We start from the raw sequence: 18,602 nt of genomic DNA on the forward strand, positions 1-18,602 counted from the left end.
GCTACTTCTTCTCTTTCTTTGCCTTCTTCTCCGGCGCCGGCTTCTTGACCTTCACCGATTCCTTTTCCAGCTCCTCTTCGTCGAGCGGCTCGACGTGCTCGTCGGGCACCACGGATGCACCGCCGGTGGCGGCGAAGCCCTTCTTGAAGTTGTTGATGACCTTCTCGAGTTCTTCGGCGGTTTCGTCGGAAAGCTTCTGGCTGTCGCGAATACCGGCCAGGATCTTCTCCTCGGAAGCCCGCATGTGGTCCAGCAACTCGGTTTCGAACCGCCGGACGTCCTCGACCGGCACCGAGTCCAGGTGGCCGCCGGTGCCGAGGAAGATCGAAACCACTTGCTCCTCAACGGGCATGGGCTGGTACTGCGGTTGCTTGAGCAGCTCCACCAGCCGCTCGCCGCGCTCCAGCTGCGCCTTGGACGTGGCGTCCAGGTCGGAGGCGAAGGCGGCGAAGGATTCCAGCTCGCGGAACTGCGACAGGTCCAGACGCAACGAACCGGCCACCTCTTTCATGGCCTTGATCTGCGCGGCGCCACCGACGCGGGACACCGAGACGCCGACGTTGATGGCCGGCCGCACACCCTGGTTGAACAGGTCGGACTCCAGGAAGCATTGCCCGTCGGTGATCGAGATGACGTTGGTCGGGATGTAGGCCGAGATGTCGTTGGCCTTGGTCTCGATGATCGGCAGGCCGGTCATCGAGCCGCCGCCGAGTTCGTCGGACAGCTTGGCGCAACGCTCCAGCAGCCGGGAGTGCAGGTAGAACACGTCACCCGGGTAGGCCTCGCGGCCCGGGGGGCGGCGCAGCAGCAGCGAGATCGCGCGGTACGCCTCGGCCTGCTTGGACAGGTCGTCGAAGACGATCAGCACGTGCTTGCCGTCGTACATCCATTGCTGGGCGATCGCCGAACCGGTGTACGGCGCAAGCCATTTGAACCCGGCAGAGTCGGACGCCGGCGCCGCGACGATGGTCGTGTAGTCCATCGCCCCGCCCTCTTCCAGGGCGCGCCGCACCGACGCGATCGTGGTGCCCTTCTGCCCGATGGCCACGTACACGCAACGCACCTGCTTGCGCTCGTCGCCCGACTCCCAGTTCTGCCGCTGGTTCAGGATGGTGTCCACACACACGGCGGTCTTGCCGGTCTTGCGGTCACCGATGATCAGCTGGCGCTGGCCACGACCGATCGGCGTCATCGCGTCGATGGCCTTGATCCCGGTCTGCAGCGGCTCTTTCACGCTCTGCCGCTGCACCACCGAGGGTGCCTGGATCTCCAGCGCGCGCCGCGTGTCGGTTTCGATGTCCCCGCGGCCGTCGATCGGCTGACCCAGCGGGTTGACCACCCGCCCGAGGAATGCGTCGCCGACGGGAACCGAGAGGACCTCACCGGTGCGCTTGACCTGCTGGCCTTCTTCGATCTTCTCGAAGTCACCCAGGATCACCGCGCCGACGCTGTGCTCGTCGAGGTTCAGCGCGACGCCCAAGACACCGCCGGGAAACTCGAGCAGCTCCTGGGTCATCACGGACGGGAGACCCTCGACGTGCGCGATGCCGTCGCCGGCGTCGACGACGGTACCGACCTCTTCGCGCGTGGTGTCGGAGGTGAAAGAGCCTACGTACTCCTCGATGGCGCCCTGAATGTCATCAGCGGAGATTGTCAACTCGGCCATGGCTTTTCGTCTTCCTACTTGATCTTCGTATCGCGTGTGTTGGAAAGGGTTTGTGGTGAGTGGTTGGTGGTCAGTCCGGCAACTGGGCCCGGGCCGCGGTCAGACGGGACGCGAGCGTCCCGTCGATCACTTCGTCGGACACGGCAATGAGCAGCCCGCCCAACAGTTCGGTGTCGACCTGCAGCTGCACCGCCACCGGGTGACCGTAGATGCGGGTGAGCACTTCGGTGAGGCGGGTCCGCTGGGCATCGCTCAGCTCGGCCGCCGCCCCGACCTGCGCGACGACTTCGCCACGGCGCGCCACCGCAACCTCGGCCAAGAACTGAACGGCCACCTCGGCCGGCTGGCCTCTGAGCAGCTCGACGGTCTGGGTCAGCAGGGACTGCACAATCGGTTCGACTCTGCCGCTCGCGCTGTCCAGTACCTTGCGCAGCAAGTTAACTCGGCCCTCGACCGGAACGGCGTAGTCGCCCAGCAGGATCGCGAGCCGCGGCTGCGCGTCGAGGATGCGGGAGAACCGGAACAGCTGTTCTTCGACCTCGTCGACCTTGTTCTCACGCTCGGCGACCTCGAGCAGCGCCTGCCGCGATATGTGCTCGATGGCGTCGATCAGGTCGGAGTTGGCCGACCACCGCTCCGACACCGCGAACCGCAGCACGTCGAGTGTGGTGTCGCCGACCTTGCCCGCGAGCAACCGCTCGAGCAATCGGACCCTGGGGGCCCCGTCCTCGGCCGGAACGGTGAGATACCGGGTAACCACGATCTCGCGGTCCAGCATCTGGGCCACCGCCACCAGTTCACTGGAGAGCGTGGAAAGGCCCTTGTTGTCAAGGTCTTTCGCGATGGTGTTGAACCGTTCCGACAGGTTGGTCAGCGCAGCGCGGCTCGACGAGCGCATCTTTGTCATCACTGGGTACTGGACTTCAGCGGACGCCGGTGCCATCGCCTCGAGATCATCGAGGAACCGGTCGACGGTCGCCGACTGCTGGGCGGGGTCGGCGACGTAGTTGCGGACCAACTCGCCAGCCTGGCGCACCGCCTCGTGACCGAGTTCCAGGCGAAGCTGACGGGTCAGCTGGGTGCGCAGCAGTTCGACCTGGCGGCCGCCCTGCGAATTGATGCGTTCCTCCTCGACCCCCGCCTGCATCCCCAGTTGCTCGGTGATGCGTTTCGCGTCCGCCTCCGCTTCTGCGACAACCCGTTTCGACTCCGCCTTGGCGGCTTCCACGGCCTTGCTGTGAGCCGCGGTCGACTCGGTCAACCGATCGGCCGCCGCGGACGCGTCCTTGAGCTGTTGGCGCACCGCCTCTTGGCGCGCCGCCATCAGACGACGCACGGGCGGCACCACGTAACGCACCACCAGGAAAACGATGGCCGCGAAGCCCACCAACTGGCCGATGAATGTCGACATGCGTGATTACCGTCCGGATGTCTTGGTTGCTGATGTGGTCGCGGTGACGGGGGCGACGTCCACGCCGAGGATTCGACTGGCCAACGTCGCCGACATGGACGCCACGTTGGCACGCAGATCCAGCTCCACGGCGTCCCTTTCCCGCTTCAATTGCTCGGCGGCCATTTGCAACGTCGACATCACCTGTTGCTCGGCTCGGGCGCGCGCGTCTTCCACAACCTTACGGCCCTCCGCCCGAGCGTTGTCGCGCAGCGACGACGCCTTCACCCGGGCTTCCGTCATAGCTTCTTCGTAGTCGGCCTCGGCGGCCTCGAACTGCTCGCCGGCCTTCTTGTTGTCGGCAACCGTCTTGGCGACCATGGCGTCACGCTCGCGCAACACCCGCATGACGGGCGGCACGACGAACGTGCCGATGACGGCCAGCACGATCAAAAAGATCGCCAGCACGAAGAAGAAAGTGCCGTTCGGGACGAGGAAGTTGTTGCCTCCCTCGGCCACCACCTGGCTGGACGCCAGAAAGCTCAGGCTCGCGTCACCCATCACAGCGAGTTAGGTGCCGACGGGTGTGGCGAACACGAACAGCGCCATGAACGCCAGGTTGATGAAGTAGGCCGCCTCAACCAGACCGACGGTGATGAAGAACGGCGTGAACAGCCGGCCTTGCGCCTCGGGTTGCCGGGCGATGCCGGAGACCAACGCGTTACCGGCAATACCGTCACCGATACCGGCGCCGATCGCGCCACCGCCCATGATGAGTCCACCGCCGATGAGAGCAGCGGCAGCGACTTGGGGGTCCAGAGCCATTCTTATCCTCCTTGATAGCTGGTAGCGGTCTACCAGGCCTCTGTAATGGTGTGTGGGTCAAAGCAATTCATGGTGGTCTCAGTCGTGATGTTCCTCGATCTCCATGGCTTGGCTGAAGTAGAGGATGGTCAGGATCGAGAAGATGAAGGCCTGAATCGCCCCGACGAACAGATCGAAGGCCTTCCAGATGGCGTTGGGTGCCCACATGATGTACGGCGGGAAGAGCGCGATCAGCGCGACCAGGATGCCGCCGGCGAAGATGTTCCCGAAAAGTCGGAGCGACAACGAGATCGGCTTGGCCAGCTCTTCCACCAGGTTGATCGGCGCCAGGAACGCCACGTGCCCCTTGAGCACGGCGAGCGGGTGTCCGACGATCCCGCGGCGCCAGATGCCCGCCACGTGATAGCAGACGAACACGAAGAGAGCCAACGCCAAGACGTAGTTGATGTCCGCGGCCGCCGACTTCAGAAGCTCGGTGGTGTGCCCGGACGCGTCGGTGTACTGCAGCGGAAGCACCGACAGCCAGTTGGAGATCAGGATGAACACGAAGATGGTGACGGCCAGCGGCAGTACGAACGGCGCTATCCGCATGCCGACCGCGCTCTCGATCTGATCGCGCATCTGGACGGTGATGGCCTCCCAGAACAACTGAACGCCGCTGGGGACCCCGGTGGAGGTGATCTTCGCGCGCAGGAAGAAGGCCAGCGCGAGCACGATCACCGCGGCGATCGCGGTGGACAGGATGGTGTCCGTGTTAACGGTCATCCCGAGCCACGTGGCGTGCGCGTGCTCGCCGACCTCGATGGCGGCGGCGAGGAACGTCGTTTCAGTCATCGCTGCTGCTTCTTCCTTCCGTTCCTTCCGATCCCGCGCTCACGCCACCTCCGGAACCGTCCGAGGGATGGGCCTCGGCCCAGTCACCGGCACGCAGCTTCTTCCACACCGGAAGCGCCGTCGATGCCACCAGCAGGATCTGGAATAGCGCCAGTCCGAACACGACACCCAGCCCGGCGGGCCGGAAGATGTAGGCAATGATCAGCCCGATGACCGTGATGATGGCCAGCCGGGTGGCTGAATTCAGCGCCATCGCGCTTTTCAGCGGGTGGTCTTTGGCGGTGATCGACGCGACCGAACGACGCACCAGAAGGGCGTTGAGCAAACCGAGCAGCAACCCGATGCCGAAGAACACCCCGACCATCGGGTGACCGGCCAGGCCGGCAACGACGACCGCCACCGCGGTAACGGCAATGCTGAGGACGAACAGGCGGACCGGGCGAAAAGCAACAGAGGGAAACACCAACGGCGCGTCCTGCGCTGGTGTCGTCACTGCAGCACCTCAATCCCAAGTTGTTGGAGCGGGAGTCCCCCGACCGACTGATCGGTGGCCCGCCGAGCGTATCGCACGTCACAGGGGATTCGCCCAAGGGGTATCTCCCGACGCGAGTCCTCAACCGACCCGATCGGAACTGCGTCCGATGGACCGGCAAATTGTGCGGCTTTTTGGGGCTCTACCTGCACCGTACCACAACGTAGGGCCCAACTACTACTAGCTGTCGTAGTCCTCATCGTCGTACTCATCTCGCCGGCGCATGAGCGGGATGGCCGTCGCGACGCCGGCGACCAGAATGGCGCCCAGCATCACCGCGGCGGTGTCGCGGGGATTGAAGAAAATCGTGCTGGCCGCACCGAACGCGACAATGCCCACCCAGAGGTAGATCAGCAACACCACCCGGCGATGGGAATGACCGATCTGCAGCAACCGGTGGTGCAGGTGCATCTTGTCGGGGCTGAACGCGCTGCGGCCCGCGCGGGTGCGGCGCACGATCGCCAACAGCAAATCGAGCATCGGCACGAACATGACCGCGACGACCAGCAGGAACGGCGACAGCAGGGCGAACACGTCGCGCGCACCATAGGCGTTCTGCGAGACGGGGCCGGCGGCGGTGGTGGAGGCCGCGGCGAGCATCAACCCGATCAGCATGGAGCCCGAATCACCCATGAAGATCTTGGCGCGGTGGAAGTTGTGCGGCAGGAAGCCCAGACAGGCCCCGGCGAGCACCACGGAGATCACGGCGGGCGGATAGAAGAGGACATCGCCGCCGTGGTCGCGCAGCAGGCCGACCGAGAACATGCAGATCGCCAGCGCGGTGATCAGTCCGAGGCCGGCAGCCAGTCCGTCGAGGCCGTCGACGAAGTTCATGGCGTTCACGATGGACACCGTCAGCGCCAGCGTGAGCAGGATCGACGACGCTTGGTCCAGCACGATGGTGCCGACACCGCCGATCGGGATGTAGAGCACGCTCCAGGCCACGCCCATGGTGACCAGCACGCTGGCCGCGGTGATCTGGCCGGCGAACTTCGTCAGGGCGTCCAGCCCCCAACGATCGTCGATGAGGCCGATGCCCATGATCACCGCGCCGGCCACCAGCACCGCGGGCATACCCGTCGAATAGACGAAGCCGCGGGTGAGCGCCGGAAGCTGGGAAGCCAGGAAGACGGCCGAGACGACGCCGAGAAACATCGCCAGACCGCCCATGCGCGGGGTCGGGGTCACGTGGACGTCGCGTTCCCGCGGATAGGCGACCGCGCCCAACCGGGTGGCGAGCACGCGCACGGGTCCGGTCGCGAAGTAGGTGATGATCGCCGCGGTCAGTCCCACGAGTGCAAGCTCGCGCAGTGGGACACCGGCGCCACGGTCGGACAGGGCGAGCAAACCACTTGCGAGGTTGGCTACGCCGGCGGCCGGGTCGCTGGACACGTCGAGACCGTACTGCACCAACCTGGCAACCAGAGAACCGCTCCGGTTAGGCCTGGGCGGTCAGGCTTTCGGGCTCCACCCCGAGCACCTCGGCGATCCGCTCGGCGCTCACCGGACCGGGTCGCAGGATGTGCGGGGCGGCGCCGGTCAGGTCGACGATCGTGGAGGCGGCCTGCTGCTGGGCCGTCCCCGCGTCGAGATAGACGTCGACGAGCTCGCCGAATTGATTTCGGGCCTCGTTGGCGCCCACCGCCGGCGCACGGCCGGAGACGTTCGCGCTGGATACCGCCATGGGCCCCACTTCTCGCAACAGCTCGATGGCCACCGGGTGCAGCGGCATCCGCAGCATAACGGTGCCCCGGGCGTCGCCGAGGTCCCATTGCAGCGACGGCGCCTGCGGCACCACCAGACTCAGTGCTCCCGGCCAGAACGCGCGAATCAGGTCGCGGGCCCCGCCCGGCATCGTGTAGACGAGTCCCTCGATGGTGTGCCAGGAGCCGACCAGCACGCCGACCGGCATGTCCCGGCCCCGCCCCTTCGCCGAGAGCAGGGCGGCCACCGCGGCGCTGTTGAAGGCGTCGGCGCCGATGCCGTAGACGGTGTCCGTCGGCATGACGACCAGTCGGCCACCCTTGAGCGCGCCTGCCGCCGAGGCGATTCCGCGCGAACGCTGGCCGGGGTCGGCGCAGTCGAAGACTTCAGTCAATTGCGCCGCCTTCCCCCGCTAGCGGGTGGGGGTACCTCCCAGTTGTGGGGCGTGCCCCCACCCCATCGCTCCGCTCTGCATCGTCGCGACGCGACTCACCGGCGCCGCCCTTTCGGGCGGTGACAAATCTCGGCCGGCCGGCCAGGTCCTGGTGGGCCGCGACCTCGTCGAAAAGCCCCGTCTTGCAGACCAGTTCGGCGGTCTTCGACGAGGTCGTGTCGTCATGTTCGACGGCGAAGATGCCGCCCGGGCGCAGCCAGCGCCCGGCCAGCTCGACGACGGAGGCGATCACCGCCATCCCGTCTGGTCCGCCGAACACCGCGCGGTGTGGATCATATTGGGCGACTTCAGGTTCCACGACGGTTGCGTCGGGGACATAGGGCGGATTGGCGACCACCACGTCGACACCGCCGTCCAGTTCGGGCAGCAGGCCGGGCGCGGTGACGTCGGCCTGCATGAGCTCGACCGCAGTGCCCGCCGCGTTGCGGCGCGCGTAGTCGAGGGCCGCCCCGGAGTCATCGACGGCGATGATTCGCGCTGTGGGGTGCCGATGGGCCAGCGCCACGGCCAATGCGCCGGATCCGGTACACAGGTCGACGATGACCGGCCGGCCCGGGAGGCGCTGTTCGGTGACCCACGCGAAAAGGGCTTCGGTTTCCGGGCGCGGTATGAAGACGCCGGGGCCGACGTGCAGTATCAGCGGTCCGAATGCGGCCGTGCCGGTGAGATGCTGCAACGGCACCCGCCGGGAACGCGCGGCCACGACGTCGCGGTAACGGCCGAAGAAGTCGTCCCCGGGCGACTCGAGCATGGCCAGCCGGCTGCGCTCGGTGCCCGTGAGGTGTGCAGCCAGCTCCTCGGCATCCCAACGCGCAGAGCCGATCCCCGCTTCGGCGAGCGTCGCCGCAGCGTAGTCGATCGCGCGCCGCAAGACGTTCATGCCTGTTGCAGCCGGGACTGTTTGTCAGCGGCACTCAAGGCGTCGAACATCGCGTCCAGGTCGCCGTCGAGTACCTGATCGAGATTGTGCGCCTTGTAACCGATCCGGTGGTCGGTGATCCGGTTCTCCGGGAAGTTGTAGGTACGGATCCGTTCGCTGCGGTCCACGGTCCGGATCTGGCTGGCCCGATCGGCCGACGCGTCGGCCAGCGCCTGCTCTTCGGCCAGTGCCTGCAGGCGGGCGGCCAGCACCTGCAGCGCGCGCGTCTTGTTCTGCAACTGCGAGCGTTCGTTCTGACAGGTGACCACGATCCCGGTGGGCAGATGCGTGATCCGCACCGCGGAGTCGGTCGTATTCACCCCCTGCCCACCCTTGCCGGACGAGCGGTACACGTCGATGCGCAGATCCGACTCGTCGATCTGCACCTCGCCCACTTCCTCGGGTTCGGGATAGACCAGTACGCCCGCCGCCGAAGTGTGCACTCGGCCTTGGGATTCCGTCACCGGGACGCGCTGCACCCGGTGCACCCCGCCCTCGAACTTCATTCGCGACCACACCCCGTCGGCGGAGTCGCCCTTGCTCGCGATGCTGAGCGTCGCGTCCTTGTAGCCGCCGAGGTCGGACGTGGTCTCGTCCAGTACGGTCACGTTCCAGCCGCGCCGCTCGGCATAGCGGATGTACATCCTGGCCAGGTCGGCCGCGAACAATGCCGATTCCTCGCCACCCTCACCGGATTTGACTTCCAGCACGATGTCGTCGGCGTCATGCGGATCGCGGGGCGCCAGCATGTCGGTCAGTTGGGTGTCCAATTCGGCCACCCGCGACTGCAGTTCGGTCACCTCGTCGGCGAACGAGTCGTCGTCGGCGGCCAGTTCCCGCGCGGTCTCCAGGTCGCCGCGCGCCGACTCCAACTTGCGATAGGTGGCAACGATCGGGGCCAATCGGGCAAATCGGCGGCCGGCTTTGCGCGCCTCGGCCGGATTGCTGTGCAAGTCGGGATCCGACAGCCGTTGCTCGAGTTCGGCGTGTTCGGCCAGCAGCACATCAATCGTCTGCACGGGCTGCGTCATGTGTGTCACCTCCTGCCCCGTTCGGCCCCCGAGTCATTGCCTGCAAACGCAAACCGACGCCCGGCCTGTGCTGTCTCGCACAGTTCGGGCGTCGGCAACGCAGCTATTTGTCGGTGTTGTCCGCCGCGGCGCCTTTGCGCTTGCCGTAGCGCTTCTCGAAGCGGGCCACCCGGCCGCCGCTGTCGAGGATCTTCTGCTTGCCGGTGTAGAAGGGGTGGCACTGCGAGCACACTTCGACGACGATGTTGCCGCCAGGCTTGGTGCTGCGGGTCTGGAAGGTGTTTCCACACCCACAGTGCACGGTGGTCTCCGCGTAAGCGGGGTGAATGTCGGCTTTCATAACGTCCTCTTCGATCGCTGTGTCGCCCGGCCTCCACCAGTCGGAATCCGACGGTCGGGCGTGAACTTCGAACCTTCAAGGCGGTCCTGAAGTAATCGAGCCTCGATTATGCCAGGTCAACCGCTATCTTCCCAAACAAGGAGCTGCGCCCGGACATTCCCGGGCCGCAGCAGCCTCTGGGCTAGTCGTTGTCCATCGACCCCGGCGTGGTCTTGGAGACCTGCACCAGGAACTCGTAGTTGTTCTTCGTCTTGCGCAGCTGGGACATCAGCAGGTCGATGGCCTGGTGGGAGTCCAGCCCCGACAGCACGCGGCGCAGCTTGTGCACGATCGCGAACTCGTCCGGCGAGAGCAGCAGCTCGTCCTTGCGGGTACCGGAGGGGTTCACGTCGACCGCCGGGAAGACCCGCCGTTCGGAGATCTTGCGGTCTAGCTTGAGCTCGGCGTTACCGGTGCCCTTGAACTCCTCGAAGATGACCGTGTCACCGGTGGATCCGGTCTCGACCATCGCGGTGGCGATGATCGTCAGCGATCCACCTTCCTCGATGTTTCGTGCGGCACCCAGGAAGCGCTTCGGCGGGTACAGCGCGGTGGAGTCGACACCACCGGACAAGATCCGGCCCGACGCGGGTGACGCGTTGTTGTAGGCGCGGCCCAGGCGGGTGATCGAGTCGAGCAGCACCACGACGTCCTTGCCCTGTTCGACGAGCCGCTTGGCGCGCTCGATAGCCAGCTCGGCGACCGAGGTGTGGTCCGACGGCGGCCGGTCGAAGGTCGAGGCGATGACCTCGCCCTTGACCGAGCGCGTCATGTCGGTGACCTCCTCGGGGCGCTCGTCGACGAGCACGACCATCAGGTGGCATTCCGGGTTGTTCCTGGTGATCGCGTTGGCGATGTCCTGCAAGATCGTCGTCTTACCGGCCTTGGGCGGCGAGACGATCAGGGCGCGCTGGCCCTTGCCGATCGGCATGATCAGGTCGATGACTCGGGTGGTCAGCCGGTCGGGAGTGGTTTCCAGGCGAAGGCGCTGGTTGGGGTAGAGCGGCGTCAGCTTGGAAAAATCAGGCCGCTTCTTCGCGTCTTCGACCGGACCGCCATTGACACTGTCCAGGCGCACCAGCGGGTTGAACTTCTGGCGCTGGTTGGGCTGTTCGCCGTCCTTCGGCACGCGGACCGCGCCGGTCACCGCGTCGCCGCGGCGCAGGCCGTTCTTGCGCACCATGTTCATGGACACGTAGACGTCATGCGGCCCGGCCAGGTAACCGGAGGTGCGCACGAAGGCGTAATTGTCGAGAACGTCAAGGATGCCGGCGACGGGCTGCACGACGTCGTCCTCGCGCAGTTCGGTGTCGCCACCTTCGCCGGTGCGCTCGCCGCGCCGCCTGCGATCGCGGAACCGGCGGCCCCGCCGGCCCTGACGGCCCTCGCCGTCGTCGTCTTGCTGGGTCGAGCCGCCGCGATTCTGCTGGCCGCCCGTGCCTTGCTGGTCGCCACCGGAGTCTTGGCCGCGCTCGTCGCTCTGGGTGTCGCGCTTGCCGCCCTGACGGGTGTCGTCCTCGCCAGTCGGCGCGCCCTCACGGGTGCGTGAGCGCTCGGCGTCCTCCCCGTCGCCGGTGCGGGCTGCTCCCGGCTCGCGGGAGGCGCTGCGCCGTTCGCGGCGGGGCGCCTCGGTCGTCGAACCGTTCTGGTGGTCCTCGGCGGCCGGCGCTTCAGCACCGGCGGCGCCGGACTTGCCGCTGTCCTCAGGGGCGGCAGGGGCGGGGGTCCCGTTGGACTGTCCCCTGATTTCCTTGATGGCGGCGATGAGTTCGTTCTTGCGCATGCCCGACGTCCCCTTGACGCCGACTTGGTTAGCCAGCGCGCGCAGTTCGGGAAGCACCATGGTGGACAGGGACCCGACAGGCGCATTGGTGTTGCCGTCGGGTGTGTCTGGGGTCACAGCGCTCGGCACCTCATTGCTTTCGGTGCTCGTGTCAGCCGTGAATAGGTCCGTATCGGTCACGGATTTCCTTTCTTCCCCCTCTGATCAGGTCATCCGGGGGGTCGTTGCATTCAGCAAATCGCCGAGTGCGCCCAAATATCGACTCTGCAACGGTGATCGCCTTAATCGGCGGAGTAAGCGGCGAACCTCGTTCACGAGAAGAATTGGTGTGTCCTAGCGGCAAGGCAGTATGGATGCAGATGCAGATGCTGCGATTGCTGGACGGAACCGAGGATAGCCCGCATCTTTGATGGAAGCAAGCAAACCCTCCGGCCACGCTGTGGATCAACCGGGTGGATCAACCTGGGACTGTGACTCCCGGGCTCCAGCGAACTCCATCGCCGGCGGTCATCTCAGTGAGGGCAAATCCATTCGCGGCCCCGTACCCCACCACTTCCGTGGGCAACTCCGGCTCCGTGCTCAACGCAATCAGTGCCGGACCAGCCCCAGAAAGTGTCGCTGCGACATTATGACGCCGGAACAGCCGCAAATATTCCGCGGAGGCCGGCATCGCCGAAGCACGCTGTGGCTGATGGAGCACATCCTCGGTGGCCGGCATGAGCAAGTCCGGGCGCTCGGTCAGCGCTACCACCAGCAAGGCGGCGCGGCTGATGTTGAACCGGGCATCCTCGTGGCTCACGTGGGCGGGCAGCAGCACCCGGGTCTCCGCGGTCAGGGAGCGCTCTTGGGGTACCGCGCAGTAGAGCCGGATGTCGGGGTGAAGCCGCACCGGCACCGCCGCGTACCCGGGCCGGTCACCGGAGCGGTCGATCCAGGAAACCACCGCACCCCCCAGCACGGCGGCGGCGGCGTTGTCGGGGTGGCCCTCGAATTCCGAGGACAGCTGGATCAGTTGGACATCGCTTAGTGGTTTCGAATCCAACTGCGCGACAAGGCCGTTCGCGGCCGCCAGGCCGCCGACCACGGCCGCCGCGGACGAGCCCAGGCCGCGGGAGTGCGGGATGGCGTTGCGGCAGCGGACCACCAGGCCCGGGGCGCGGACGCCCATGGCCCGTAGCCCGCGTTCCACGGCGCGGACCACCAGGTGTTCGGGGCCCCGCGGCACCTGCTGGGCGCCCTCCCCTTCGACCTGCACCACCAGGCCGGAATCCGTTGTCTCCACGACGATCTCATCGCTAAGGCTCAGGGCCAGTCCGATGCTGTCGAAACCGGGACCGAGGTTGGCGCTCGACGCCGACACGACGGCGCTTGCCACCAGCCCGGCGGGCAGCAGCCGGGTCACCGACAGACCACCATCTCAGGCCAGCCCCAACTTCTCGACGACGAGCACCGGATCGACGGGCAGCGGCGACACGGTCGGCATATCCCTCAGCGCGGTGTCGGGGTCTTTGAGGCCATTGCCGGTCACCGTACAGACCACCGTCGAGCCGCGCGCCACCCAACCGTCGTCGACGGCCTTGAGCAGACCCGCGATGCTGGCCGCCGATGCGGGCTCGACGAAGACGCCTTCACTCTCGGCCACCAGGTGGTAGGCGGCCAGGATCTCGTCGTCGGTGGCGGCCAGGAAGCGACCGTTGGACTGCTGCTGCGCGTTGACCGCGGCCGCCCACGACGCGGGAGCACCGATGCGTATCGCGGTCGCGATCGTCTCGGGGTGGCTGACCGGGGCGCCGTGCACCAGCGGTGCCGCGCCGGCCGCTTGGGTGCCCAGCATGCGGGGCAGCTTGTCGATGACGCCGTCGTGGTGATATTCGGTGTAGCCCTTCCAGTACGCGGTGATGTTGCCCGCGTTGCCGACCGGCAGGGCGTGCACGTCCGGCGCGGCGCCCAGCGCGTCGACGATCTCGAACGCCGCCGTCTTCTGGCCCTCGATGCGCACTGGGTTGACCGAGTTGACCAACGCGATCGTCGGGAAGTCGGCGGCCATCTTGCGGGCCAACTCCAGGCAGTCGTCGAAGTTGCCGTCGATCTGGATGATCTTGGCGCCGTGCATGACCGCCTGCGCCAACTTGCCCATCGCGATCTTGCCCTGCGGGATCAGCACCGCGCAGGTGATGCCGGCGCGGGCGGCGTATGCCGCTGCCGACGCCGAGGTATTGCCGGTCGACGCGCACAGCACGGCCTGCTGACCCCGCGCCAGTGCATCGGTGACCGCCATGGTCATGCCCCGGTCCTTGAACGAGCCCGTCGGGTTGAGGCCCTCGACCTTGAGGTGCACCGTGCAGCCGGTCTTCTCCGAGAGACGCGTCGCCGCGATCAGCGGGGTACCGCCCTCGAGCAGGGTGACCGGGGTCCAGTCGTCGCCGACTGGCAGCCGGTCGCGGTACGCCGCGATCAACCCCGGCCAGGGTTGGTGCACGGCGGTACGCGGGACGCTCATCGGGCGGTCTCTTCCAGTCGCAGCACACTGGTGACGCCCTGCACGACATCCAGATGTGCCAGCGCATCGACGGTTTCGGAGAGCGCGGCATCGGTGGCGCTGTGGGTGACCACCACGACACGGGCTCCCACCCTCCGCCCGCCTTCGTCGGACACGCCCTCTTGGCGGACCTCGGCGATACTCACCTCGCGCTTGGCGAATTCGGCCGCCACCGTGGACAACACACCCGGCTTGTCGGCGACGTTCATGCTGACGTAGTAGCGGGTGGAGATGAAACCCATTGGGGCAATGGGAAGCTGGGCATACTTGGATTCTTTCGGCCCGCGGCTGCCGAGTACCCGGTTCCGGGCGGCCATCACCAGGTCACCGGTGACCGCCGACGCGGTGGGCGCGCCGCCGGCGCCCTGCCCGTAGAACATGAGCCGGCCGGCGGCCTTGGCCTCGACCACAACCGCGTTGAACGCGCCGTTGACCGTGGCCAACGGGTGCGACAGCGGCACCAGCGCCGGATAGACGCGGGCCGACACCCGTTCCTGCCCGTCGTCGGTCGTGATGCGCTCGCAGATCGACAGCAGCTTGATGGTGCAGCCCAGGGACCGCGCGGAGGCGAAGTCGGCCGGCGTGATCTTGGTGATTCCTTCGCGATAGACGTCGTCGGCGGTGACCCTGGTGTGAAAGGCGATCGATGCCAGGATCGCGGCCTTGGCCGCAGCGTCGTAGCCTTCGACGTCGGCGGTGGGATCGGCCTCCGCATAGCCAAGCGCGCTCGCTTCGGCCAGGGCGGTGGCGTAGTCGGCGCCGGTGCTGTCCATGGCGGACAGGATGTAGTTGGTGGTGCCGTTGACGATGCCGGCGACCCGCAGCACCGTGTCGCCCGCCAGCGACTGGGTGAGCGGGCGGATGACCGGGATAGCACCCGCGACCGCCGCCTCGAAATACAGGTCGACATGGGCGTTTTCGGCGGCTTGCGCCAATTCCCCGGTAGAGGTGGCCAATAGCGCCTTGTTCGCGGTGACGACGGATTTCCCGTGCTCGAGCGCGCGCAGGATGGCCTTGCGCGCCGGCTCGACCGGCCCCATCAGCTCCACGACGATGTCGACGTCTTCGCGGGAGACGAGTTCTTCGACGTTGTCGGTGAACAACTCGATCGGAACACCGCGGTCGGCGGCGACCCGCCGCACTCCGATGCCGCGCAACACCAAGGGCGCGCCGACCCGAGCCGCGAGGTCGTCGGCGCTGTTCTGGATGATTCGCACAACTTCGCTTCCGACGTTGCCGAACCCGAGTACCGCTACGCCGACAGGCTTTTCGTCACGGGGCACAGTTCACCTCACTTCCAGACTCAGTAGATCGTCAACCGTCTCGCGGCGCAGGATCAGGCGGGACTGTCCCGCACGCACCGCTACCACCGCCGGACGGCAGATCATGTTGTAGCGGCTGGACAGCGAATAGCAGTACGCACCGGTGGCGGCGATCCCGAGCAGGTCACCGGGCCGCAGGTCGTCGGGCACCCACGCGTCGCGCACGACGATGTCACCGCTTTCGCAGTGCTTCCCGACGACTCGTGCCAGTGTCGCCGGTGCGTCGCTGGCCCGCGAGACCAGCCGGGCGTCGTACTGCGCGTCATAGAGCGCGGTGCGGATGTTGTCGCTCATGCCGCCGTCGACGCTGACATAACGGCGCTCGGCCGTGCTGCTCACGTCGACGTCCTTGATGGTGCCCACCTCATACAGCGTGATGGTGCCCGGCCCGGCGATGGCGCGCCCGGGCTCGACCACCAGTCGCGGGGTGGGCAGTCCCACGGCCGCCGACTCGTTGCCGACGATGGTCGTCAGCTTGGCCGCCAACTCCGCCACCGGGGGCGGGTCGTCGGTTCCCACGTATGAAATCCCCAGCCCGCCACCGAGATCCACCGTCGAGATCTGCCCCGTCTTGTCGACGCCGAATTCGTCGACGATCTGGTGCAGCAGTCCGATGACACGGTGCGCGGCGACCTCGAATCCGTCGACGTCGAAGATCTGCGAGCCGATGTGGCTGTGCAGCCCCACCAGTCGCAGGTGATCGGTGGCGAAGACCCGGCGCACCGCGGCCAGCGCCGCGCCGCTGGCCACCGACAGCCCGAACTTCTGGTCTTCGTGTGCGGTGGAGATGAATTCGTGCGTGTGCGCTTCGACCCCGACCGTCAGCCGGACATAGACGTCCTGGACGACGCCCGCCTCCCCCGCGATGACATCGAGACGCTCGATCTCGGTCATCGAGTCCAAGACGATCTGCCCGACACCGGCTTTGACCGCGGCGGTCAGTTCCGCGACGGACTTGTTGTTGCCGTGGAAGGTGATCCGCTCCGGCGGGAAGTCGGCGTGCAGGGCGACGGCGAGCTCGCCACCGGTGGACACGTCAAGCGAGAGGCCTTCCTCGTCGACCCAGCGGGCGATCTCGCTGCACAGGAAGGCCTTCGCCGCGTAGCAGACGTTGTGTCCGCCGCCGAAGGCCGTCGCGAGCTCGCGGCACCGGGAACGGAAGTCGTCCTCGTCGATGACGAACAGCGGAGTGCCGTACTCCTGGGCGAGCCGGGTGACCGGGATCCCGGCGAGGCTGACCACACCGTTCTCGTCGCGAATAATGTTGCGCGGCCACACGTTCGGTGCAAGACGCAACAGCTCGTCGGGCGATTGCGGCCGCGGCGTGCTGTCGGGGTGCCGGGTCTCCTCGGCGTGCCGGGGACCGGCCGGGTGTACGTTCACATTCGCTCCGGAGCGGTGACGCCCAGGATCGCCAGCCCGTTGGCGATGACCTGGCGAGTGGCCTGACACAGCGCCAGGCGCGCGGTGTGCAGATCGGTGGGCTGTTCGTCCCCCTGGGGCAGCACCCGGCAGGAGTCGTAGAACCGGTGGTAGTCGCCGGCCAGGTCTTCCAGGTAACGGCACACCCGGTGCGGCTCCCGCAGGGACGCGGCCGTCTTGAGCACGCGGGGGAATTCCCCGATGCTGCGCAGCAGCGTGCCCTCCTTGTCGTGGCTGAGCAGCTCGAGGTGCCCGGTGTCGGGGATCAGGCCCAGCTCGGCGGCGTTGCGGGCCAGCGCCGACAGCCGGGCATGCGCGTATTGCACATAATAGACCGGGTTTTCGTTCGACGCCGATGACCACAGCGCCAGGTCGATATCGATCGGGGTGTCGACCGAGGAGCGAATCAGGCTGTAGCGCGCCGCGTCGACGCCGATCGCCTCGACCAGGTCATCGAGCGTGATCACGGTTCCGGCCCGCTTGCTCATCCGGACCGGCGCGCCGTCGCGGACCAGGTTGACCATCTGCCCGATGAGCACCTCGACGGTCGCCGGGTCATCACCGAACGCGGCGGCCACGGCCTTGAGCCGGGCGATGTATCCGTGGTGGTCGGCGCCGAGCATGTAGATGCACAGGTCGAAGCCGCGCTGCCGCTTGTCCAGGTAGTAGGCGATGTCACCGGCGATGTAGGCCGGTTTGCCGTCACTCTTGATCACGACGCGGTCCTTGTCGTCACCAAAAGCGCTGGTGCGCAACCAGGTTGCGCCGTCCTTCTCGTAGATGTTGCCCGTCGCGCGCAGCCGGGCGATGGCCTGGTCGACCCGGCCGCTGGTGTGCATCGAGTCTTCGTGGGTGTAGACGTCGAAGTCGGTGCCGAACTCGTGCAACGACTGCTTGATGTGGGTGAACATCAGGTCGACACCGATTTCGCGGAACGTCTCACGCATTTCGGCGGCGGGCAGGCTCAACGCGTCGGGCGCCTTCTGCAATACCTGCGCGGCGATGTCGTTGATGTACGCGCCGGCGTAGCCGTCGGCGGGGGTGGGTTCGCCCTTGGCGGCGGCGATCAGCGAGCTGGCGAACCGGTCGATCTGGGCGCCGTGGTCGTTGAAGTAGTACTCGCGCTCCACGTCGGCGCCCTGGGTGGCGAGCAGCCGGCCCAGCGCGTCGCCGACGGCGGCCCAGCGGGTGCCACCGATGTGGATCGGTCCGGTGGGGTTGGCGGAGACGAACTCGAGGTTGATCTTGTGGCCGCCCAGCGCGTCGGAGTGCCCGAAGCGGTCGCCGGCGCCGAGGACGGCATTGACGATCTTGGCCTGCGCCGACGTCTCGAGGCGCAGGTTGATGAAGCCGGGCCCGGCCACCTCCGCCGAGGCGATGCCGTCGGCCTCTGACAGCGCCTCGGCCAGCCATCCGGCCAGCTCACGGGGGTTGACGCCGACCTTCTTGCCCAGCTGCAAGGCCAGGTTGCTGGCGTAGTCGCCGTGCTCGGGATTGCGGGGTCGTTCCACGGTGACCGTCGCCGGCAGCGCGGCAGCATCCAGCCCGCGCTCGGCCAGCACCGCGGAAGCGGTGGTTCTGAGCAGCTCAGCGAGGTCAGCGGGGGTCACGAGCGTCCATCCTATTGGCTGAGGTGCCCGCGCCCCGAATCCATTGCGGTCGCAACGCGGCTACCAACATGCGCTAGTCTGGCTGGGCCCAATGGCGCCACGCCAAAGCCGTAGCGCCCCCGTAGCTCAGGGGATAGAGCGTCTGCCTCCGGAGCAGAAGGCCGCAGGTTCGAATCCTGCCGGGGGCACTCT

Annotated in this window: 17 protein-coding genes and 1 tRNA gene; 1 reads left to right on the top strand and 17 read right to left on the bottom strand. The window is 67.0% G+C overall.

Annotation, left to right across the window (positions count from 1 at the left end; genetic code table 11):
• Position 1: 1 nt before the first annotated feature.
• The 17 genes from atpA to argS form a co-directional block, all read right to left on the bottom strand.
• Positions 2-1,666, bottom strand: coding sequence for a F0F1 ATP synthase subunit alpha (atpA, locus tag KXD96_RS22195; protein ID WP_260739880.1), 1,665 nt, complete (start codon positions 1,664-1,666; stop codon positions 2-4).
• Between the two features lie 70 nt (positions 1,667-1,736).
• Positions 1,737-3,077, bottom strand: coding sequence for a F0F1 ATP synthase subunit B/delta (locus tag KXD96_RS22200; protein ID WP_260739882.1), 1,341 nt, complete (start codon positions 3,075-3,077; stop codon positions 1,737-1,739).
• A gap of 6 nt (positions 3,078-3,083) precedes the next feature.
• Complete coding sequence (locus tag KXD96_RS22205; protein ID WP_260739884.1) at positions 3,084-3,617, bottom strand: F0F1 ATP synthase subunit B; 534 nt, start codon at positions 3,615-3,617, stop codon at positions 3,084-3,086.
• Positions 3,618-3,626: 9 nt separating this feature from the next.
• Complete coding sequence (locus tag KXD96_RS22210) at positions 3,627-3,875, bottom strand: F0F1 ATP synthase subunit C (RefSeq protein WP_024636915.1); 249 nt, start codon at positions 3,873-3,875, stop codon at positions 3,627-3,629.
• An 84-nt stretch (positions 3,876-3,959) separates the two neighbouring features.
• Positions 3,960-4,715, bottom strand: a complete 756-nt coding sequence (gene atpB / locus KXD96_RS22215) for a F0F1 ATP synthase subunit A (RefSeq protein WP_260739886.1) — start codon at positions 4,713-4,715, stop codon at positions 3,960-3,962.
• A complete protein-coding gene (locus KXD96_RS22220; protein WP_260739888.1) occupies positions 4,708-5,208 on the bottom strand; it encodes an ATP synthase subunit I in 501 nt (166 codons plus the stop codon). The genes atpB and KXD96_RS22220 overlap by 8 nt, the downstream gene beginning before the upstream one ends.
• Positions 5,209-5,427: 219 nt before the next feature.
• Positions 5,428-6,657, bottom strand: coding sequence for a glycosyltransferase family 4 protein (locus KXD96_RS22225; RefSeq protein ID WP_260745495.1), 1,230 nt, complete (start codon positions 6,655-6,657; stop codon positions 5,428-5,430).
• A 28-nt stretch (positions 6,658-6,685) separates the two neighbouring features.
• Positions 6,686-7,345 (bottom strand): L-threonylcarbamoyladenylate synthase, encoded by a 660-nt coding sequence (locus tag KXD96_RS22230; protein WP_260739889.1) that lies wholly within the window; start codon positions 7,343-7,345, stop codon positions 6,686-6,688.
• Positions 7,338-8,285, bottom strand: a complete 948-nt coding sequence (prmC, locus tag KXD96_RS22235; RefSeq protein WP_260739891.1) for a peptide chain release factor N(5)-glutamine methyltransferase — start codon at positions 8,283-8,285, stop codon at positions 7,338-7,340. Before prmC ends, KXD96_RS22230 begins: the two co-directional genes overlap by 8 nt.
• Complete coding sequence (gene prfA, locus KXD96_RS22240) at positions 8,282-9,355, bottom strand: peptide chain release factor 1 (protein WP_260739892.1); 1,074 nt, start codon at positions 9,353-9,355, stop codon at positions 8,282-8,284. Before prfA ends, prmC begins: the two co-directional genes overlap by 4 nt.
• A gap of 103 nt (positions 9,356-9,458) precedes the next feature.
• The gene (gene rpmE, locus KXD96_RS22245; RefSeq protein WP_260739893.1) at positions 9,459-9,695 is read right to left on the bottom strand and encodes a 50S ribosomal protein L31; all 237 of its coding nucleotides are present in this window, start codon (positions 9,693-9,695) and stop codon (positions 9,459-9,461) included.
• 181 nt (positions 9,696-9,876) lie between these two features.
• Positions 9,877-11,697 carry a transcription termination factor Rho gene (gene rho, locus KXD96_RS22250; protein WP_260739895.1) on the bottom strand — a complete coding sequence of 607 codons (1,821 nt, stop codon included), beginning with the start codon at positions 11,695-11,697 and terminating at the stop codon, positions 9,877-9,879.
• A 277-nt stretch (positions 11,698-11,974) separates the two neighbouring features.
• Positions 11,975-12,919: a homoserine kinase gene (gene thrB / locus KXD96_RS22255; RefSeq protein WP_260739899.1), complete on the bottom strand. Its 945-nt coding sequence runs from the start codon at positions 12,917-12,919 to the stop codon at positions 11,975-11,977.
• Positions 12,920-12,934: 15 nt separating this feature from the next.
• A complete protein-coding gene (gene thrC / locus KXD96_RS22260; protein WP_260739900.1) occupies positions 12,935-14,017 on the bottom strand; it encodes a threonine synthase in 1,083 nt (360 codons plus the stop codon).
• Positions 14,014-15,339 carry a homoserine dehydrogenase gene (locus KXD96_RS22265; protein ID WP_260739902.1) on the bottom strand — a complete coding sequence of 442 codons (1,326 nt, stop codon included), beginning with the start codon at positions 15,337-15,339 and terminating at the stop codon, positions 14,014-14,016. Before KXD96_RS22265 ends, thrC begins: the two co-directional genes overlap by 4 nt.
• 3 nt (positions 15,340-15,342) lie before the next feature.
• A complete protein-coding gene (gene lysA, locus KXD96_RS22270) occupies positions 15,343-16,761 on the bottom strand; it encodes a diaminopimelate decarboxylase (protein ID WP_260739904.1) in 1,419 nt (472 codons plus the stop codon).
• Entirely contained in the window at positions 16,758-18,410 is a 1,653-nt protein-coding gene (gene argS / locus KXD96_RS22275; protein WP_260739905.1) for an arginine--tRNA ligase, read from the bottom strand. Before argS ends, lysA begins: the two co-directional genes overlap by 4 nt.
• Positions 18,411-18,525: 115 nt before the next feature.
• Here argS and KXD96_RS22280 point away from each other — a divergent pair.
• Positions 18,526-18,598 (top strand) — tRNA-Arg (locus tag KXD96_RS22280).
• The last annotated feature ends 4 nt before the right edge of the window (positions 18,599-18,602 follow it).

This window comes from Mycobacterium sp. SMC-2, from assembly GCF_025263485.1.
Classification (GTDB): Bacteria; Actinomycetota; Actinomycetes; order Mycobacteriales; family Mycobacteriaceae; genus Mycobacterium.

Coding starts and splice junctions, on each gene's coding strand:
- atpA (WP_260739880.1), bottom strand. CDS start 1,666: ATGGCCGAGTTGACAATCTCCGCTGATGACATTCAGGGCGCCATCGAG.
- prfA (WP_260739892.1), bottom strand. CDS start 9,355: ATGACGCAGCCCGTGCAGACGATTGATGTGCTGCTGGCCGAACACGCC.
- KXD96_RS22205 (WP_260739884.1), bottom strand. CDS start 3,617: ATGGGTGACGCGAGCCTGAGCTTTCTGGCGTCCAGCCAGGTGGTGGCC.
- atpB (WP_260739886.1), bottom strand. CDS start 4,715: ATGACTGAAACGACGTTCCTCGCCGCCGCCATCGAGGTCGGCGAGCAC.
- thrC (WP_260739900.1), bottom strand. CDS start 14,017: ATGAGCGTCCCGCGTACCGCCGTGCACCAACCCTGGCCGGGGTTGATC.
- prmC (WP_260739891.1), bottom strand. CDS start 8,285: ATGAACGTCTTGCGGCGCGCGATCGACTACGCTGCGGCGACGCTCGCC.
- KXD96_RS22200 (WP_260739882.1), bottom strand. CDS start 3,077: ATGTCGACATTCATCGGCCAGTTGGTGGGCTTCGCGGCCATCGTTTTC.
- rpmE (WP_260739893.1), bottom strand. CDS start 9,695: ATGAAAGCCGACATTCACCCCGCTTACGCGGAGACCACCGTGCACTGT.